This window comes from Ruegeria sp. YTSC002, assembly GCF_059609845.1.
Genome location: NZ_JBXWML010000002.1, coordinates 55,949 through 71,226 on the forward strand (window position 1 = coordinate 55,949; position 15,278 = coordinate 71,226).

General features: G+C 57.5%; 13 protein-coding genes. 4 read left to right on the top strand and 9 right to left on the bottom strand.

Annotated elements, in window-relative coordinates; translation table 11 throughout:
• The first annotated feature begins 4 nt into the window (after nt 1-4).
• From AC2FFD_RS05445 to AC2FFD_RS05460, 4 genes are read left to right on the top strand one after another with little or no spacing between them, the layout of a single operon-like run.
• Complete coding sequence (locus tag AC2FFD_RS05445) at nt 5-898, top strand: 2-dehydro-3-deoxygalactonokinase (RefSeq protein WP_496872346.1); 894 nt, start codon at nt 5-7, stop codon at nt 896-898.
• Nucleotides 895-1,500 carry a 2-dehydro-3-deoxy-6-phosphogalactonate aldolase gene (locus AC2FFD_RS05450; RefSeq protein ID WP_496872347.1) on the top strand — a complete coding sequence of 202 codons (606 nt, stop codon included), beginning with the start codon at nt 895-897 and terminating at the stop codon, nt 1,498-1,500. Before AC2FFD_RS05445 ends, AC2FFD_RS05450 begins: the two co-directional genes overlap by 4 nt.
• A complete protein-coding gene (locus AC2FFD_RS05455; RefSeq protein WP_257600988.1) occupies nt 1,497-2,357 on the top strand; it encodes an SMP-30/gluconolactonase/LRE family protein in 861 nt (286 codons plus the stop codon). Before AC2FFD_RS05450 ends, AC2FFD_RS05455 begins: the two co-directional genes overlap by 4 nt.
• Nucleotides 2,354-4,270, top strand: a complete 1,917-nt coding sequence (locus AC2FFD_RS05460) for a beta-galactosidase (protein WP_496872350.1) — start codon at nt 2,354-2,356, stop codon at nt 4,268-4,270. The genes AC2FFD_RS05455 and AC2FFD_RS05460 overlap by 4 nt, the downstream gene beginning before the upstream one ends.
• A gap of 40 nt (nt 4,271-4,310) precedes the next feature.
• Here AC2FFD_RS05460 and AC2FFD_RS05465 read toward each other — a convergent pair whose 3' ends face one another.
• The 9 genes from AC2FFD_RS05465 to AC2FFD_RS05505 form a co-directional block, all read right to left on the bottom strand.
• A complete protein-coding gene (locus AC2FFD_RS05465; protein WP_170345342.1) occupies nt 4,311-5,582 on the bottom strand; it encodes an ABC transporter permease in 1,272 nt (423 codons plus the stop codon).
• A complete protein-coding gene (locus AC2FFD_RS05470) occupies nt 5,579-6,499 on the bottom strand; it encodes an ABC transporter permease (RefSeq protein ID WP_171615186.1) in 921 nt (306 codons plus the stop codon). The genes AC2FFD_RS05465 and AC2FFD_RS05470 overlap by 4 nt, the downstream gene beginning before the upstream one ends.
• A gap of 12 nt (nt 6,500-6,511) precedes the next feature.
• Complete coding sequence (locus AC2FFD_RS05475) at nt 6,512-7,624, bottom strand: ABC transporter ATP-binding protein (RefSeq protein ID WP_170345340.1); 1,113 nt, start codon at nt 7,622-7,624, stop codon at nt 6,512-6,514.
• 116 nt (nt 7,625-7,740) lie between these two features.
• Nucleotides 7,741-8,865 (bottom strand): extracellular solute-binding protein, encoded by a 1,125-nt coding sequence (locus tag AC2FFD_RS05480; protein ID WP_170345339.1) that lies wholly within the window; start codon nt 8,863-8,865, stop codon nt 7,741-7,743.
• A gap of 146 nt (nt 8,866-9,011) precedes the next feature.
• Complete coding sequence (locus AC2FFD_RS05485; RefSeq protein WP_496872353.1) at nt 9,012-10,976, bottom strand: beta-galactosidase; 1,965 nt, start codon at nt 10,974-10,976, stop codon at nt 9,012-9,014.
• A complete protein-coding gene (locus AC2FFD_RS05490) occupies nt 10,973-12,619 on the bottom strand; it encodes an amino acid ABC transporter permease (RefSeq protein ID WP_496872354.1) in 1,647 nt (548 codons plus the stop codon). Before AC2FFD_RS05490 ends, AC2FFD_RS05485 begins: the two co-directional genes overlap by 4 nt.
• Nucleotides 12,620-12,683: 64 nt before the next feature.
• Nucleotides 12,684-13,433 (bottom strand): basic amino acid ABC transporter substrate-binding protein, encoded by a 750-nt coding sequence (locus AC2FFD_RS05495; RefSeq protein WP_170345336.1) that lies wholly within the window; start codon nt 13,431-13,433, stop codon nt 12,684-12,686.
• 22 nt (nt 13,434-13,455) lie between these two features.
• Nucleotides 13,456-14,502 carry a LacI family DNA-binding transcriptional regulator gene (locus AC2FFD_RS05500; RefSeq protein WP_496872356.1) on the bottom strand — a complete coding sequence of 349 codons (1,047 nt, stop codon included), beginning with the start codon at nt 14,500-14,502 and terminating at the stop codon, nt 13,456-13,458.
• On the bottom strand, nt 14,502-15,251 hold the full coding sequence (locus AC2FFD_RS05505; RefSeq protein WP_496872358.1) for a sugar phosphate isomerase/epimerase family protein: 750 nt from the start codon (nt 15,249-15,251) through the stop codon (nt 14,502-14,504). The genes AC2FFD_RS05500 and AC2FFD_RS05505 overlap by 1 nt, the downstream gene beginning before the upstream one ends.
• Nucleotides 15,252-15,278: the final 27 nt, after the last annotated feature.

Consider the following 15,278-nt stretch of genomic DNA (forward strand, 5'->3'; position numbering starts at 1 on the left):
TGTTATGAATACTGAATGGATCGCCGTCGACTGGGGAACATCTCATTTACGGACCTGGGCCATGCAGGGTGCGACTGCGCTGGACCATGCGCAATCCGACAAGGGCATGGCGCATGTCGGAGCTGACGGGTTTCAAGCTGCCCTGCTGGATCTGATAGAAAACTGGTTGCCCGGCGCGCCGGTGGATGTGGTCGCCTGCGGAATGGTCGGCGCACGACAGGGCTGGGTGGAAGCCCCTTATTCGACGGTGCCGTCGGACCCCTTGCCGGATGTCCCGATCCGCGTTCCCGGATCAGACCCGCGTATCCGGGCCTTTGTCATACCCGGTCTGAAACAGACAACCCCGCCGGATGTGATGCGGGGTGAGGAAACCCAGATTGCCGGATTTCTGGGCGCGCGTCAGAATTGGGACGGCGTCATCTGCCTGCCCGGAACCCATACGAAATGGGTTCAGGTAAGCGCTGGCGAGGTTGTAAGCTTTCGTACCTTCATGACGGGTGAGTTGTTCGACCTGCTGTGTGGTCAGTCCGTGCTGCGACACTCTGTAGGTCCGGGCTGGGACGAAAACGCCTTCGCCGAGGCGGTTGCGGATACGTTGTCAAAACCCGAACAATTGGCTGCCCGTCTTTTCAACCTCCGAGCGGCGGACTTGCTGCAAGGCCAGGCCAAAGCCACCGCACGCGCGCGCCTTTCCGGAATGTTGATCGGGGCCGAACTGGCCGCGACACGGCCCTATTGGCTGGGGCAGCAACTGGCCATTATCGGAGCAGAAGGCGTGTCGCAGACATATGCAACAGCCCTGCAACGGCAGGGTGCATTCGTAGAAACCGCGAATGCCACCGAGGCAACTCTGGCCGGGCTTGCGCTGGCCCGAAACATGACAAGGCAAACCGCATGAGCCGTCCCATCATCGCCATATTGCGGGGCTTGCAACCGCACGAAGCCAAAGCCGTTGGCCGCGCCATTATCGATGCCGGCATTGACCGGATCGAAGTGCCGCTCAATTCTCCGGACCCGCTCGACAGTATCGGGACTTTGGTTGATGCGTTTGGAAACCACGCCCTGATCGGCGCGGGTACTGTTTTGAAAGTCGATCAGGTGGACGCTGTGTCGGCTGCCGGAGGCAAGTTGATCGTATCGCCCAACTATGACGCCGAGGTTATCAAGCGTTCAGTCGCGTTGGGCTTGCAAAGCTGGCCGGGGGTTTACACCCCGACCGAAGCTTTTGCGGCCCTCAAGGCCGGGGCCACCGGGTTGAAGCTGTTCCCGGGGGTGATGGCTGGTCCGGCGGGTTTGGCCGCGTTGCGTCCGGTTTTGCCCATAGGCTCGCTTGTTTTTGCCGTTGGAGGTGCCGGGCCCGACAATTTCGGGCAATGGATCAAAGCGGGCGCAGATGGCTTTGGGATAGGCTCTGCACTTTACAAACCCGGGATGGATGTCGCCGAAATCGCCGAGCGCGCCCGACACATCGTAACGGCCTATGACGAGGTCGCCGGATGAGCACCCTCTTTGACGACCGCCCCTGCGAGTTGGGCGAAGGCCCGTTGTGGCATCCTGAAAGACGTCAGCTTTTCTGGTTCGATATCATCGGCAAACGTCTGATGACCCGCGAGCGGGGCACGCCAAAAAGCTGGAGCTTCGATGAACATGTCTCGGCCGCGGGCTGGGTGGACCGCGATACGCTTCTGATGGCTTCTGAAACCGGTCTTTGGCGTTTTGATTTGCAATCCGGAAAGCGGAACTTGATCACGCCTCTGGAAGCCGACAACCCCATCACCCGTTCAAACGATGGCCGCGCTGATCCTTGGGGTGGGTTTTGGATCGGAACAATGGGCAAGCAAGCGGAACCCGGGGCCGGATCAATCTATCGCTTCTGGAAAGGTGAGTTGAGACGGTTGGTTCCGGATGTAACAATCTCCAACGCGATCTGTTTTGCCCCCGATCGTTCGGTGGCCTATTTCTGCGACACCGCAACGAAACAGGTCAGACGCTGGCGTCTGAACGCCGAAACCGGTTGGCCGGAAGGCGACAGCGCAGTTTTTCTGGACTTGCGCAAAGAAGGTCTGAACCCGGATGGTGCGGTCATTGATGCCCAGGGGAATATCTGGATCGCACAATGGGGCGCCAGCCGGATCGCGGCATACACGGCCGACGGCACATTTCTGCAGGCCGTTGCATTTGACGCATCCCATACGTCCTGCCCCGCTTTCGGGGGCGATGAACTGAATACGCTTTTCTGCACAACGGCCCGTCAGGGATTGAGCGCAGAAGCAATAGACAGCCAACCGACCAACGGCATGACCTTTGCAGCACGAAATGCAGGTCAGGGTCAGGCAGAACACAAGGTCATCTTATGAAGCCGGAACTGGGCGTTTGTTATTATCCTGAACATTGGCCAGAGGCGATGTGGGCCGACGATGCCGCGCAAATGGTCGAAACAGGCCTGACATGGGTGCGCATTGGCGAGTTCGCGTGGAGCCGCATCGAGCCGCAATCCGGCGTTTTACAATTCGAATGGCTCGATCGCGCGATCGAGACACTCGGTGCAGCCGGATTGAAGGTCGTGCTGGGCACGCCAACCGCAACGCCGCCGCGCTGGATGCTGGACAAACACCCGGACATGCTGGCCACCGATGAAAACGGCAACCCGCGCAAATTCGGATCCCGGCGGCATTACTGCTTTAGCCATCAAGGCTATATCGACGAATGTACCCGCATCGCCCGGATATTGGGTGAACGGTACGGTAAGAACCCGCATGTGGTCGCGTGGCAGATTGACAATGAATACGGGTGTCATGACACCACTCTCAGTTACAGTGCATCTGCCCAACAGACGTTTCGCAATTGGTTGGCCGAACGGTATGGAACGATTGAAACGCTGAACCAGGCGTGGGGCAACGTGTTCTGGTCGATGGAATATCGCGACTTCAACGAAATCGACCTGCCCAATCAAACCGTGACCGAGCCGAACCCGGCTCATGTGCTGGCATTCCGGCGCTTCAGTTCGGATCAGGTCGCGGCATTCAACAAATCACAGGTGGATGTGCTGCGGCCGCTGACCGATGCGCCGCTTTTGCACAATTACATGGGCCGTATTCTGGACTTCGACCATTTCAAGGTTGGCGCGGACCTGGATATCGCCACCTGGGACAGTTATCCGATCGGTTTTCTGTCGGACCGGCTGGAAGGCGGCGACGCGCACAAGACCGCCTATCTGCAACAGGGCGACCCGGACATGCAGGCGTTTCATCATGATCTCTACCGGGCGGTCGGACGCGGCCGTTGGTGGGTGATGGAACAACAACCCGGCCCGGTGAATTGGGCACCGTATAATCCGGCGCCCCTGCCCGGAATGGTGCGGCTTTGGTCTGTGGAAGCCGTGGCTCATGGTGCCGAGGTGGTGAGTTATTTCCGATGGCGGCAAGCCCCGTTTGCGCAAGAGCAAATGCATGCCGGCTTGCTGACTTCGAACAATCGCCCTGCTGCTGCACTGGCAGAGGCCCGCCAGACCGCAGATGATCTGAACAATTTGGGCGCGGTGCAACAGATACAGGCCAAAGTGGCCATTTTGTTCGATTATGCCTCGGACTGGGCGTGGGCAACACAACCACAAGGCGCGGGATTTGACTATTTTCGATTGGTTTTTTCGGCATATCGCGCGCTGCGACGGGCCGGTCTGTCGGTAGACTTTTTTTCGACGAAGGACATTCCCGCCGATTACTCGGTGATCCTTGCACCTGGTTTGGCCACAATGGATCCTGATTTGGAACACCGCCTGGCAGAGAGATGCGATCTTGCCATTCTGGGGCCACGCAGTGGTGCGATCACCCGTGATTTTCAAATTCCTGAAAAGGGCAGACCCGGTCTGAGCAGGATCGATTGCGATGTTGATCTAGTCGAAACTCTGCCGCCCACGGTTGAACGCGCGGTCAAGGGTGGCGGCGCGGCGCGGCATTGGATCGACCGATTGTCAGGAACGGCCAAAGACCTGCTGAGTTTTGAAGACGGAACATCTGCCCTCAAGGCAGGGGACGGTATTTGGTACTTGGCAGGTTTCCCGGATGAGGACCTTTGGGACCGTGCGATAGCCATGGCCGCGGAAGAAGCCGATTTGACATTGCGCACGATGCCGCAAGGCCTGCGACTGCGCGAGACGGCCAATCATGACTTCCTGATCAACTACAACGCAGGACCGGTGGAATGGAACGGGCTCACCGTCGAAGGCTGTGACGTCAAAATCCTGAAACGCAAACCGCCCGAACAGACCTGAGGTCAGTCCGGGCGGGTGCCGAGTTTGCGAACCTGCGCCGCTATTCGTCGCTTTGCAGGCTGTTGGGGTCAAACACCCCGCCGAAACCACTGTTGTTGGACGGAGCGCTTTCAGATTCAGACCCACCATCTGCGCCTTCGCTTTCCTCGCCCCCTAAAGAGTTCGGCGCGAATACATTGCCGAAGCCGCTGTTGTTCGTCGGTTTTGGAGTGGATTGCGCACCGCCCTGTTCCGCTTCTTCAGCTTCGCGTTGTTTGCGGCGTTCCTCACGCTGTTTGCGCAACTCCTGAATACGCTGTTCCGCTTCCAACTTCTTCTGCTCGCGGATATCGGCGATACACTGCGCCGGATTGTAGGTGGCCGCAGTGCCGACAACCGTGATCGTCGCGACTGCAAATACAACCAACAGAACCGCTGCCATGTTGCCGGAAAAGAAGCTGGGCAATTTGATCTTGCCGGCCAGTTCCTCAACCGTCGCGTTCTTGCGCGCCGCTGCCACCAGTTCCTGACGCTTCAGCTTGGCTTCGTTCAGCAGAGCGAAGAACACCGTCAGCGCCACGATGATGAAGGCCAGTGCCGAGATCGCGGGTGTGATGCCATAACGGACCTTTTGGGCCAGCTCGATCGTCAACGTCGGGTATTCACCGAAGGTAAAGGTTGTGGTGTTGTAATTCTCGAACGATGCGAGGAACGCCAAAACCGCTGCCGATGCAATCGCCGGGCGCATGAACGGCAACAGGATCTTGCGGAAGGCCTGCGCGTGGCTGGCCCCAAGGTCCAGCGCAGCCTCGGTCAGCGCCATGTCGTAGCGCTGCAAGCGTGCCACCAACACCAGCATGCAGTAGCTGGCGATAAAGGTGGATTGGCCGATCACCGTCAGGAAGATGCCATTCGACAGGAAGCTGTCCGCCCCCAGTCCCAACATCCGGTTGATCCGGTCCCAGAACACCAGCGTCGAGATACCCAGAACCACGCCGGGGATCAGGATCGGAGCGATGATGATCGTGTAGTAAGTCGCCCGCAGCTTTGGCCAGATCTGGGTCAGCATCAGTGCACCCGCCAGACCCATGGCGACTGACAGGATGACCGTGCCGATCCCGATGATCAGTGAGTTCTTGATACCGTTCAGGATTCGCTGATCCTGAAACAACTCACCAAACCACTGGAAGGTCAGGCATTCCCACGGGCTCATCCGTGGGAAACCGGACGAGTTGAACGCGGTGATCGACATGATCACAAGCGGACCCAGCAGATACAGGAAGAAGAGCGCCAGATAGACCCAGATGCTTATACGGAGGAAGGAATTGTTCATTTCCCGATATCCCCCATGTTCACTTTGAACAGGCGCATCATGGCCAGCACGAACAGGATACAGGTCACCAGCAGGACGATCGCGTAAGCAGCCCCTTGCGGCCAGTCGTTGTTATCGTTGAACTGCTGATAGATCAGCTGTGTGAACCACAGCGACGACGGCCCGCCCAGAATTTGCGGTGCAGCCAACGCACCAGCAGACAGCATGAACACCATGGTACAGCCCGAACTGATTCCCGGCTTGGCATAGGGAATGACCACACGCCAATGTATCCGCCACCACGGCGCACCAAGGTCGCGCGCTGCTTCGATCTGATTTTTGTCCAAGCTTTCTATGACGTTGTACATCGGGAAGATCATCAGCAGGATATAGGCATAGCCCAAACCGGCATAGAGCGCGATATCGTTCCGGATGAAGTCGAACGGCACATCCCAGATCCCCAGTCCCACGAACAGCGTGTTCAAAACGCCGGTTTCACCAAAGATAATGCGCAACGCAAAGGCGCGCAGAATCTCGTTGATCCAGTAAGGAATGATCAGCATGATCGCGAAGATGCGGATATGGCTGCCTTCGGATTGCCCCAGATAGTAGGCGATCGGATAGCAGATGATCAGGTTGAAAATCGTGACGCAAACCGCCGCCACGAGGGTGCGGAAGAACACCCGCAGGTCAACCGTGTTGTAATCCTGGCTGCCACCTTCGGGGCCGTATATCAGATACTTGTAGTTCTCCAGCGTATAGACGTCCTTCGGCCCACCAATCTCTGGCGGCGGAAGGTTCGGACGGAACGAGAAATCCAGCATCGAAAGCTGCGGCAGGATGATCAGGCCGATGGTCCAGAACAGAACCAGACCCAGGATCGCCAAACCCATACCGGTTCCGTTGCGGTTGAAGAATTCCTTCAGAAAATGGGGCATGAGTTCATCCCCTTATTCTGCGGCCAGTTCACCGGCAGGAACAACGACGGCATTGTGCGTTTCGTATTCCAGCGTGATGTTCTGCCCGGTGTGATCGTCGAAAGACTGCCCGTGGTTGGGGATCGAGACCTTGATTTCCTTGCCGCCTTCACCCTCGGTAAAGATATTGAATGCGTTTCCTTCGAACTCTTCATGATTGACCCGGGCAGTGACGAAGTGATCACCCGTTGCGCCATCGGGGGCAATTGCAAAGGCCTCGGGACGGATGAACATCATCGCGTCATCACCTTCTTTCATCTTGCCCTGATTGGCCGTCGAAATCCGTGCCACCAGATCACCCGAGCGGTTGGTCGAGATCAAAGCTTCGGTGCCCATCACCTGTTTGACTTTTCCTCGGAACACATTGTTTTCGCCGACAAAAGAGGCAGCAAAAGCCGTGTTGGGATCGTTGTAAATCGTTTTCCCGTCGGCAATCTGGTCAATCACACCGGCACGCATGACGGCGATATTGTCCGACATGGTCAGCGCTTCGCCCTGATCGTGCGTGATGTAGATAAAGGTAATACCGACCCGTTGCTGAATCTCACGGAGTTCGGTCCGCATGTGCTGGCGCAGCTTCAGGTCAAGTGCCGACAGGGGTTCGTCCAGCAACAGCACGTCGGGTTCGGCGCAGAGTGCGCGGGCGATCGCCACACGCTGACGCTGACCGCCCGACAATTCGCTTGGCAGTTTGTCCCCCTGCCCCGGCAACGCAATCATGTCCAGAAGCTCATCGGCACGCCTGCGGCGCTCGGCAGCACTGGCCCCTTTGATTTCCATGGAAAACGTAATGTTTTCCCAGACTTTCATCAGCGGGAACAAAGCGAGATTCTGAAAGATCAGCGCTGTCGGACGCTTGTTGGGCCCGATACCGCGCATATTGTTGCCACCAATCAGAACATTGCCTTCGCTTGGTTCAAGAAAGCCCGAAACAGCCCTTAGAATGGTTGTTTTACCGCAGCCGGAAGGCCCGAGGAACGAAAAGAAATCGCCCCCGTTGATGCTGACGTTTGCATCGCGCACGGCGACGAAGTCACCGAAACGGATCCACAGGTTTTCCAGATCGACTCCGACCCCTGCACTCATTTTTGGTTTCTCCCTGAAGTGCGTGTTTTCACCACACTGTATTTGTGTCCGTCACGCCGGGACGGCGCGCAGATGGGTGCCCCCCGCAAAAAGCAGGGGGCGAAGGTTCGGAACGCTTAAGCGCTCTTGAACTTGTTGACGAACTCGGTCCGGGTTTCGGCATACCAAGGTGCTTCGGCCGGCCACGGATTGAGGTTGGCCAGCGAGTCGCCCGGATAGGCCTCGGCAAAGTTCTTCTTGTAGGTGTCGCCGGAATACTGGTCGGCTCCCAGAACCGGCGAGTTGTAGCCGTGACTGTCAATGGCAACACCGGCCGGCTTGGCCTGATAGGCAAAGTCGATGAAAGCGTAAACCTGGTCGATATTCGCGGCACCAGTCGGCATGGACATACCGTCCACCCAAGCCATCGCACCTTCGACGGGCGCCTGATAGTGCACCGGCTCGCCTGCGGATTTCAGTGCAAGGGGTGGGCCGTCCCAGGTTTGGCCAACGACAACGCCTTCGTTCAGAAGACCGTTCTTCTGCGTATCGGCGTCGTTCCAGATCAGTTTGATGCGGTCCTTGCGTGCAATGCACCAGTCGGTGATCTGGCCCCAAACCTTGCGCATGGTGTCTTCATCACCGTACGCGGCCCAAACCGAACCCGGCTCCATCTCGCCAGCGCGCTCCATGTACAGACCCGCGCCCAGCATCATCGAATGCGCGCGACCCATGGTCTTGCCGGCGTTTTCTTCCGACCAGACGTCGCCATAGGATGGTGCGTCGCCTTCGGGCAGCCACAGGTCGGTGCGATAGGCAATGCCTTCGGTACCCCAGATATGCGGCAGCCAATGCGCACCGCTGTCACCAAAGTTCCAGGCATCGGTACCGATCTTGGCCATCGCCGGGTTGACCTTGTCGATCGGAACCTTGTTCATGTCGAAGGGCTGCAACAATTCCAGCGGTTCCCACTGCAACGAACGGTTGTTGGTCGGTGAAACGATATCAAAGCCCTGGCCCTTGGTGGCCTTCATCTTGTTGATGATTTCTTCGTTCGAGCCGATGCCGGTGTAGTTCACCTTGATTCCCGTAAGGGTCTCAAACTCTTCAATGAAGCTGGGCGGCAGGTAATCCGACCACATCAGAATGTTGATTTCGCCCGACGAAGCCAGAGCGCTCTTGCTGTACAGGGGTGCCGCAAGTGCTGCGGCGCCCGCGCTTTTCAGCACAGAGCGTCTCGAAAGAGTCGAATGTTTAGTCATAAGTGTTCTCCCGTTGTTGGATTAGTTTGTTATTGTTTTTTATTCATAGGACTTTCTGTGCCCGTACGTCAGTCCAAAAGTGACAGTTTGCGGAATTCTTATGTCCAGTTTTGAGTCTTGACACGTTTTGGTTGAATTTCAAGGCGTTAGTTTTCCTCCCAGACAGTGAAATCGTATGCACAGACCGGATCGGAGCCAAGCAACATGCGTCGTGATCCACCGCCAGGCAGGGGTTTGGACATGTCACCAAAATTGAAGGCAAAATGCAACGTACCGCGCCGGGTTACGCGTAAGTCTGGATCGCAGTCCAGAGGTTTCAGCCCTGCCCATTCCAGGACATCGCGCATAATCTCGTGCAAGAGCGCACCGCTGGGGACCATGGCCAGATATGTTGCACGATCCGACCGGATGACCGCGGGGCTGCCGTCGCAATAGGCACTTTTGAAGCGCGCCAGGACATTTGCCTCGGTCTCGACGATTTCGCGCCACCCACCAAAGCCAAAAATCTGACCGTTCTGCAACTGCACAGAATCTCTCGCAATATCCGGGAGCGATTCGACACGGGCAATACGAACGCCGGTCAGATCCGCCAACACACCCGGCGCCAGATTTGAAGGGGTGTGCATTTGAGCTGTCTTGCTGCCGGACCGGGCACCAATCAATAGCTTTGCCCCCGAAGCATCAAGTCTTGCGGCCAGATCCGGGGTCACGATCATGCTTTGCGGCAGCACGATCAGGGCGTAACCTTCCAAACCATCCTTGGGACCAACAAAATCAATGTCCACCCCCAGACTGCGCAAGGCGGTGTACCATTCGCGGAAGATTTGGGAATTGGGGAAGTCATCATCATGCGGCAGGATATCGGCCGCCCAGATCGAAGCGTAATCCAGCATTATCGCCACCGAGGCTTTTCCGCGCGTCGTCGGCGGGAGGTTTTCGCGATCCTTCACGACCTGAACCAGCTCAAGCGCGGCTTGATCCACACTGTCATCCGAGCGCAGCAAGGCCGTATGGTATTGTTCCTGCGCGAACTTTGCCTGTCGCCATCGAAAGAACATCACAGCTTGCGCGCCGTGGGCATAAGCGGCCCAGGTCCAAAGCCGAACCATCCCTTCGGCCGGAGAAGGATTCTGAGCCGCCCAGTCCACCGGCCCCGGTTGCTGTTCCAACACCCATACCCGCCCCCGCCCCTGACTGCGATACAGGTCGCAATGAAACCCCTGATAGTCAGGCGCGCCGGTTCGCAGATAGCGGCGCTTTTCTGTCTCTGACAGGGTTGATCCCATCAGATTGCCCAGCGGGTAGCTGTCAAAGCCGACGATATCCAGATCGGCGGCCACTGCGTGGTGATCGAATTCGAAACTGCCGGCCATGAAGTTGTGCGTGATATCTCGACCCGGCGCATGTTCGCGCAGCACGTCCACCTGAGCCTTGTTGAACAACCGCACCCGATCCGAGGAATAGCGTCTGAAATCAAGGGCATGAGTGGGGTTGGGTGTGGCGACCAAACCGTTGGGCAGTTCAATCTGGTCAAAGCCGGAATAGCAGGTCCCCCAAAACACGGTCCCCCAGACCTCGTTCAGTGCGTCGATTGTGCCGTATCGTTTTGCCAGCCAGCGCCGAAAGCCAGACCGCGCGGCATCGGAATAGCTGAGAACGGTGTCGTGGTCGTTGTACTCATTGTCGATTTGCCAGGCATGGACATGCGGGTTCTGGCCATATCGGCTGGCATATTCCGTCGCGATCCTTTGCGCCTCAGCCAAGTATACGTCACTGGAAAAACAATAATGCCTGCGGGACCCATAGCCCCGGACCCGGCCGTCCGGGCCAACCGGCAGAATTTCGGGGTGCTCATCAATCAGCCATTTGGGTGGCGCAGCCGTTGGCGTCGACATCATGACCCGCAGGCCGGCCTGCCCCAGAACCTCGATGACGTCATCCAGCCAGTCCCAGCGAAACCGACCGCGTGCCGGTTCAATCAGACCCCAGGTGAACTCGGCGATCCGAACCCAATCCAAACCCATCTCGGCCATCCGCGCGGCGTCACTGCGCCACTGGGACGGGTCCCATTGTTCGGGGTAGTAACAAACCCCAAGCTCCAGCTTGCTCATCGGTTGTCCTTTGCCGTGCGCCGTTCGATCCACTTCAGGAAGCTTGCGCAACCGAGGGTGAGCACCACGTACAAAATTGCCGCCGTGTTGAACGGCGCAAAGGGCAGAAAGCTTGCTGCCTGAAACTCTCGCATCCTTTGGGTCATGTCGCGGACGGACAGGATGGACAACAACGAGGTGTCCTTGATCATCGCGATAAACTCATTTCCCAGAGGTGGAGTTACGATCCGCAAGGCCTGAGGCAGAACGATCAACCGCGCTGTCTGCCAGCGGGACAAACCCAGGGAACTGCCGGCTTCCAGTTGCCCTTTGGGAATAGCCTCAATCCCCGATCGGAAAATTTCGGCCATATAGGCCGAGTACCCGACGGAAATCGCGATGATCCCGCGTGTCATGTTGGTCATATCAATGCCGCCCCCAGTGGCCTCTTTGACCGCGCCCGCCAAGGGCAGGCCGATGTAAAGGATGATCACCAGCATCGGAATACCGCGTATCGTGTCCACGAAGAATTCAGCCCCGACCGCCAAGGGATGCAGCTTGTGCTGTGCGCCGCCGATGGTCAGCGTCAGCAGCAAAAAGCCGAAAACGGCGAAGGCCAGCGCGGGATTCCGGTATTTGTCAGGCAAGAAACTGGTCTGCCACAGAACCGGATAGCCTTGTGAATGAGAATCCACGGGAACGAACGCTCCGGACACGCTTTCGACGGTTTCTATCTGCTCCAAAGCTGCGGCAGGATCAGTGGCGCTGCGTATGCGGTATTGCTGGTCGCCGGCACCGTCGAACTCGCCGAACCGGATGATGTCAGCCTGCGCCTGTGGCGTGCCGCGCACAATGGCGATGCGCCCTTCGGTGCTTCCAACCAGAACGTAACTGACCTGTGGCTGCATGAAGAAAAAGGCGGATATTGCAAGCAATGTCAGGCTGATGGAACCATACAGTATCGTGGTACGCGCTCGTGGTTTGAACGATTGCAGCCCCACCCAGATCAGACCCAGAATGGCCGAGAAGATATAAGCGAAGATGGCTGCGCGGAACGTAATGGCAACGCCGGTCGCGAACTGCCAGTGGGCCATGAACATCAGATAAAACAAAACCGCACCTGTAAGGCATTCCAGCCCCAGTAGAACGTGCCCGCGCCAAGGGGGTTGCAAACCCGCTGACATCAGGCTCAAGGCGACAACGGCTGTGTATGCGGCCAGAAGAACTTGCAGACCTGTTTGAACCTGGGTCACGACTTCGGGATACAACACCCAGGTCTGACTGGACCGGTCGATCAGGGTTGATGTGTTCTCGCTGAGTGCATGAAAGAAAACGGATTCCGCGAAGGGCATCAAAAGCTGTGGAGATACGAAGCTTGAGACCAAAAGCGCAATTGATGCAGGCAGCGCCGCAAGGGCCGAAACCCGCAACCAGCCGGGGGCATGATTGGTAAAACGTGCGTGCCGGGCGCAGAGATATCCAAGGATTGCAACCGAGACGATCAGCAGAAAACCGACGAAAACAGGCCCTGCATTGTTGCCGATCCCCAGAATTGCAATCAGAGATCGCAGGTATTTCGAGGACGTGGCGAACAGATAGATGATGAAAGGGGCGGCTGCGAGCAACACAAGATTGCTCGGGCGGATCGTGCTGAGACGCGACATGGAACTTCTCCGCTGAAACATGGCCCGGCAACGTCAGCCGCCGGGCCCAGAAGGGCTTGAAGGATCAGTTTGTGCCCCAGTATTTGGCTTTCAGCGTGTCCAGCGTGCCGTCTTCCTGAATGGCGGCGAGACCGGCATTGATTGCATCCACCGTCGGGTCACCTTCCTGAAACACGATACCCAATGGATCCGATTGCAGGCCTGTGATGCCCACGGTCAGTTCTCCGGCAAACTCCTGCTCGTAGGCCGCGGCAGAGGTGCCATCGATGATCACCCCTTGCACGTCTGCGTTCTGAAGCGCCAGAATAGCCGCCGAGAAGTTGTCGTAGAGGCTGACATTCTCGCGCCCCACAAGCTCTTCCGCCAGTTGGGCGTTGGTCGTCGCGGTTTGTGCCGCCAGTTTCTGGCCACCCGCTTTGAAATCCTCAAGCGTCATATCCGCGTTGTCGACTTGCAGCAAAATGGCCTGACTGACAACGATGTAAGGTTCGGAGAAGTCCATAGTCTCTTCACGCTCGGGCGTGATCGATACGCCCGAGATGACCAGATCGAATTCACCCTGCTGAAGCGCCGCAAAGATGCCGTCCCAGGCGGTATTTACGAAATTCGGAACGCAATTGATCTTTTCACAGATTGCGTTCATCACGTCGACATCAAAGCCTACGATTTCACCGGTTGCTTCGTCGACGGTTTCCATCGGGGGATAGGTTGCATCCGTTCCGATCTTGAGCACGCGACCTTCCAGATCGGCGGCAAAAGCCGCAGGCGCTGTCAGCATTGCAAGCGTTGCAGCGGCAAATAGGTTTTTGAACATGTTCGGTTTCTCCTCTGTTGGCTCAGTTGGTCTGCGCCATACCCGGCGCCGGGGTGTCAGGTTGCCGCTCGATCAATCTGGCCCTGATCTTTTTTTGCGTTTCGGACGGATCAACGCCGTTCAATGCTTTTAGCATGAATTCCCCCAGCAGGCGGCTGGTCTCGCCTATCGGCAAATAATAGGTGCTGGGCGGGGGGACGAAATACTGGCTGAGTTTCAGATCGTCATTGGAAATGACGACGACATCCCTGCCGATTTTAACGCCCATGTCGGCGGCGGCGGACAAGGCGCCAAGGGTCATCGCCTCGTTCGCGCAAATAATGGCGCTTGGCCGGTTGTGCATTCGCATCAGCGCCGCAAACGCCCTTTGCCCGGTCTTCGCCGTGGTCGGGCCGGGAAAAACAAGGGCCGGATCAAACTCCATGCCACCTGCCGACAGAGCGTCTGAGTATCCCTGGAGACGTTGACGGGCGTAGATCAGGCCATCCGGCGGATTGATAAGCGCGATCCGCCTGTGCCCCAATGCCAGCAGTCGAGCGGTTGCATCAAAAGCAGCGGCCTGACTGTCGAGATCCACGTAAGGATGTGGTTGGGCACTGTCACTCATCCCGTACGTGACAAACGGAAAACCCTCATCTTGCAGATAGACGATACGCGGGTCATTCACCCGTGTACCGGAAAAGACCACACCGTCTGCCAACCCTTCCTGCACAATGGAATGTAGGGTCTGCAATGCGGCTTCAACATCTCGTACGCTGAAGACACTCAACTCATAACGTGACCCTTGAACCGCGTCGGATATTCCGGCCAGAATCCGGGTAAACTCCACACCTTCCCACTCTTCAGCGGCACTGCCCGAAACACTGACCAATACAGCAATCCTGTAGGATTTATTGGTGCGCAGTTTCAGGCCGTCCAGATTGACCCGATACCCAAGCTCGGACGCCGCCTTTTGGATCTCTTCCCGCGTTTCGCGCTTTACCGAAGAGGCTCCGCGCAGGGCGTTTGAAACTGTACCAACTGAATAGCCGGTCATACGGGCGATCGATTTGATCGTTGCCCGCGCCATCAGCCGATACCCCCAAGCCGTTCAGTCAAAAACAACCGCCCCGTTTGCAAGGTGCGCCTGTGATCGGCGGTTTCATCATGCTCGACGAAAAGGTCGGTGCACCTGGTGCTTGAAAGGGCTCGTATCGCGGCGCCCCAATCGACAACACCCTCACCCAGATTGCGCCAGCGCCTGTCGCCTGATCCGCCCTGCGGATCCACGTCCTTTGCATGAACAGACAGGATGCGATCCGCATGGCGCGCCAGCAGGTCAGCCACGTCCTGACCGGCCGCGACGATCCAACCGATATCAGGCTGCCAATAGATGTTTTCTTGCGCCAGAATCTGTTCAAGAGGCGTATTTCCCGGCGCGCCGAACAGATCAAAGTCGTGGTTGTGATAGGCCAGACAGACGCCGTGATCCCTCAGTCGATCTGCCCAATCGGACAACTGGCCCGACACTGCCTTCCATCCCCGGGCAGTGCCGGGCCGCGCCTGTGGCGCCAGCCAAGGCATGACCGCCACCTGGCATTCCAAAAGGTGCAGTACTTCAACGATGTCGTCGAAACGCTCGTGGAACTCCTCCCAATCGAAATGTGCAGAACGAAGGTTAAGACCTGATTGATGGACGATGCGCGCCATCTCTTGCGGTGTCATGCCATGCAGCCCGGTGGTTTCGATATCCGAAAACCCGCATGCGGAAACCAAGGTCAGTTGATCCGCCAGATCACCGCATTGCCGAACCGTGTAAAGCTGCGCCGATACCCGCATTTTTCACCATTGAAACGTTTCAATTAT

Bases quoted from the DNA above. Each gene is read 5' to 3' on its own strand.
- AC2FFD_RS05475 (WP_170345340.1), bottom strand. From the start codon at position 7,624: ATGAGTGCAGGGGTCGGAGTCGATCTGGAAAACCTGTGGATCCGTTTC.
- AC2FFD_RS05485 (WP_496872353.1), bottom strand. From the start codon at position 10,976: ATGAGCAAGCTGGAGCTTGGGGTTTGTTACTACCCCGAACAATGGGAC.
- AC2FFD_RS05490 (WP_496872354.1), bottom strand. From the start codon at position 12,619: ATGTCGCGTCTCAGCACGATCCGCCCGAGCAATCTTGTGTTGCTCGCA.
- AC2FFD_RS05450 (WP_496872347.1), top strand. From the start codon at position 895: ATGAGCCGTCCCATCATCGCCATATTGCGGGGCTTGCAACCGCACGAA.
- AC2FFD_RS05500 (WP_496872356.1), bottom strand. From the start codon at position 14,502: ATGGCGCGGGCAACGATCAAATCGATCGCCCGTATGACCGGCTATTCA.
- AC2FFD_RS05505 (WP_496872358.1), bottom strand. From the start codon at position 15,251: ATGCGGGTATCGGCGCAGCTTTACACGGTTCGGCAATGCGGTGATCTG.
- AC2FFD_RS05480 (WP_170345339.1), bottom strand. From the start codon at position 8,865: ATGACTAAACATTCGACTCTTTCGAGACGCTCTGTGCTGAAAAGCGCG.
- AC2FFD_RS05445 (WP_496872346.1), top strand. From the start codon at position 5: ATGAATACTGAATGGATCGCCGTCGACTGGGGAACATCTCATTTACGG.
- AC2FFD_RS05470 (WP_171615186.1), bottom strand. From the start codon at position 6,499: ATGCCCCATTTTCTGAAGGAATTCTTCAACCGCAACGGAACCGGTATG.
- AC2FFD_RS05495 (WP_170345336.1), bottom strand. From the start codon at position 13,433: ATGTTCAAAAACCTATTTGCCGCTGCAACGCTTGCAATGCTGACAGCG.
- AC2FFD_RS05455 (WP_257600988.1), top strand. From the start codon at position 1,497: ATGAGCACCCTCTTTGACGACCGCCCCTGCGAGTTGGGCGAAGGCCCG.
- AC2FFD_RS05460 (WP_496872350.1), top strand. From the start codon at position 2,354: ATGAAGCCGGAACTGGGCGTTTGTTATTATCCTGAACATTGGCCAGAG.
- AC2FFD_RS05465 (WP_170345342.1), bottom strand. From the start codon at position 5,582: ATGAACAATTCCTTCCTCCGTATAAGCATCTGGGTCTATCTGGCGCTC.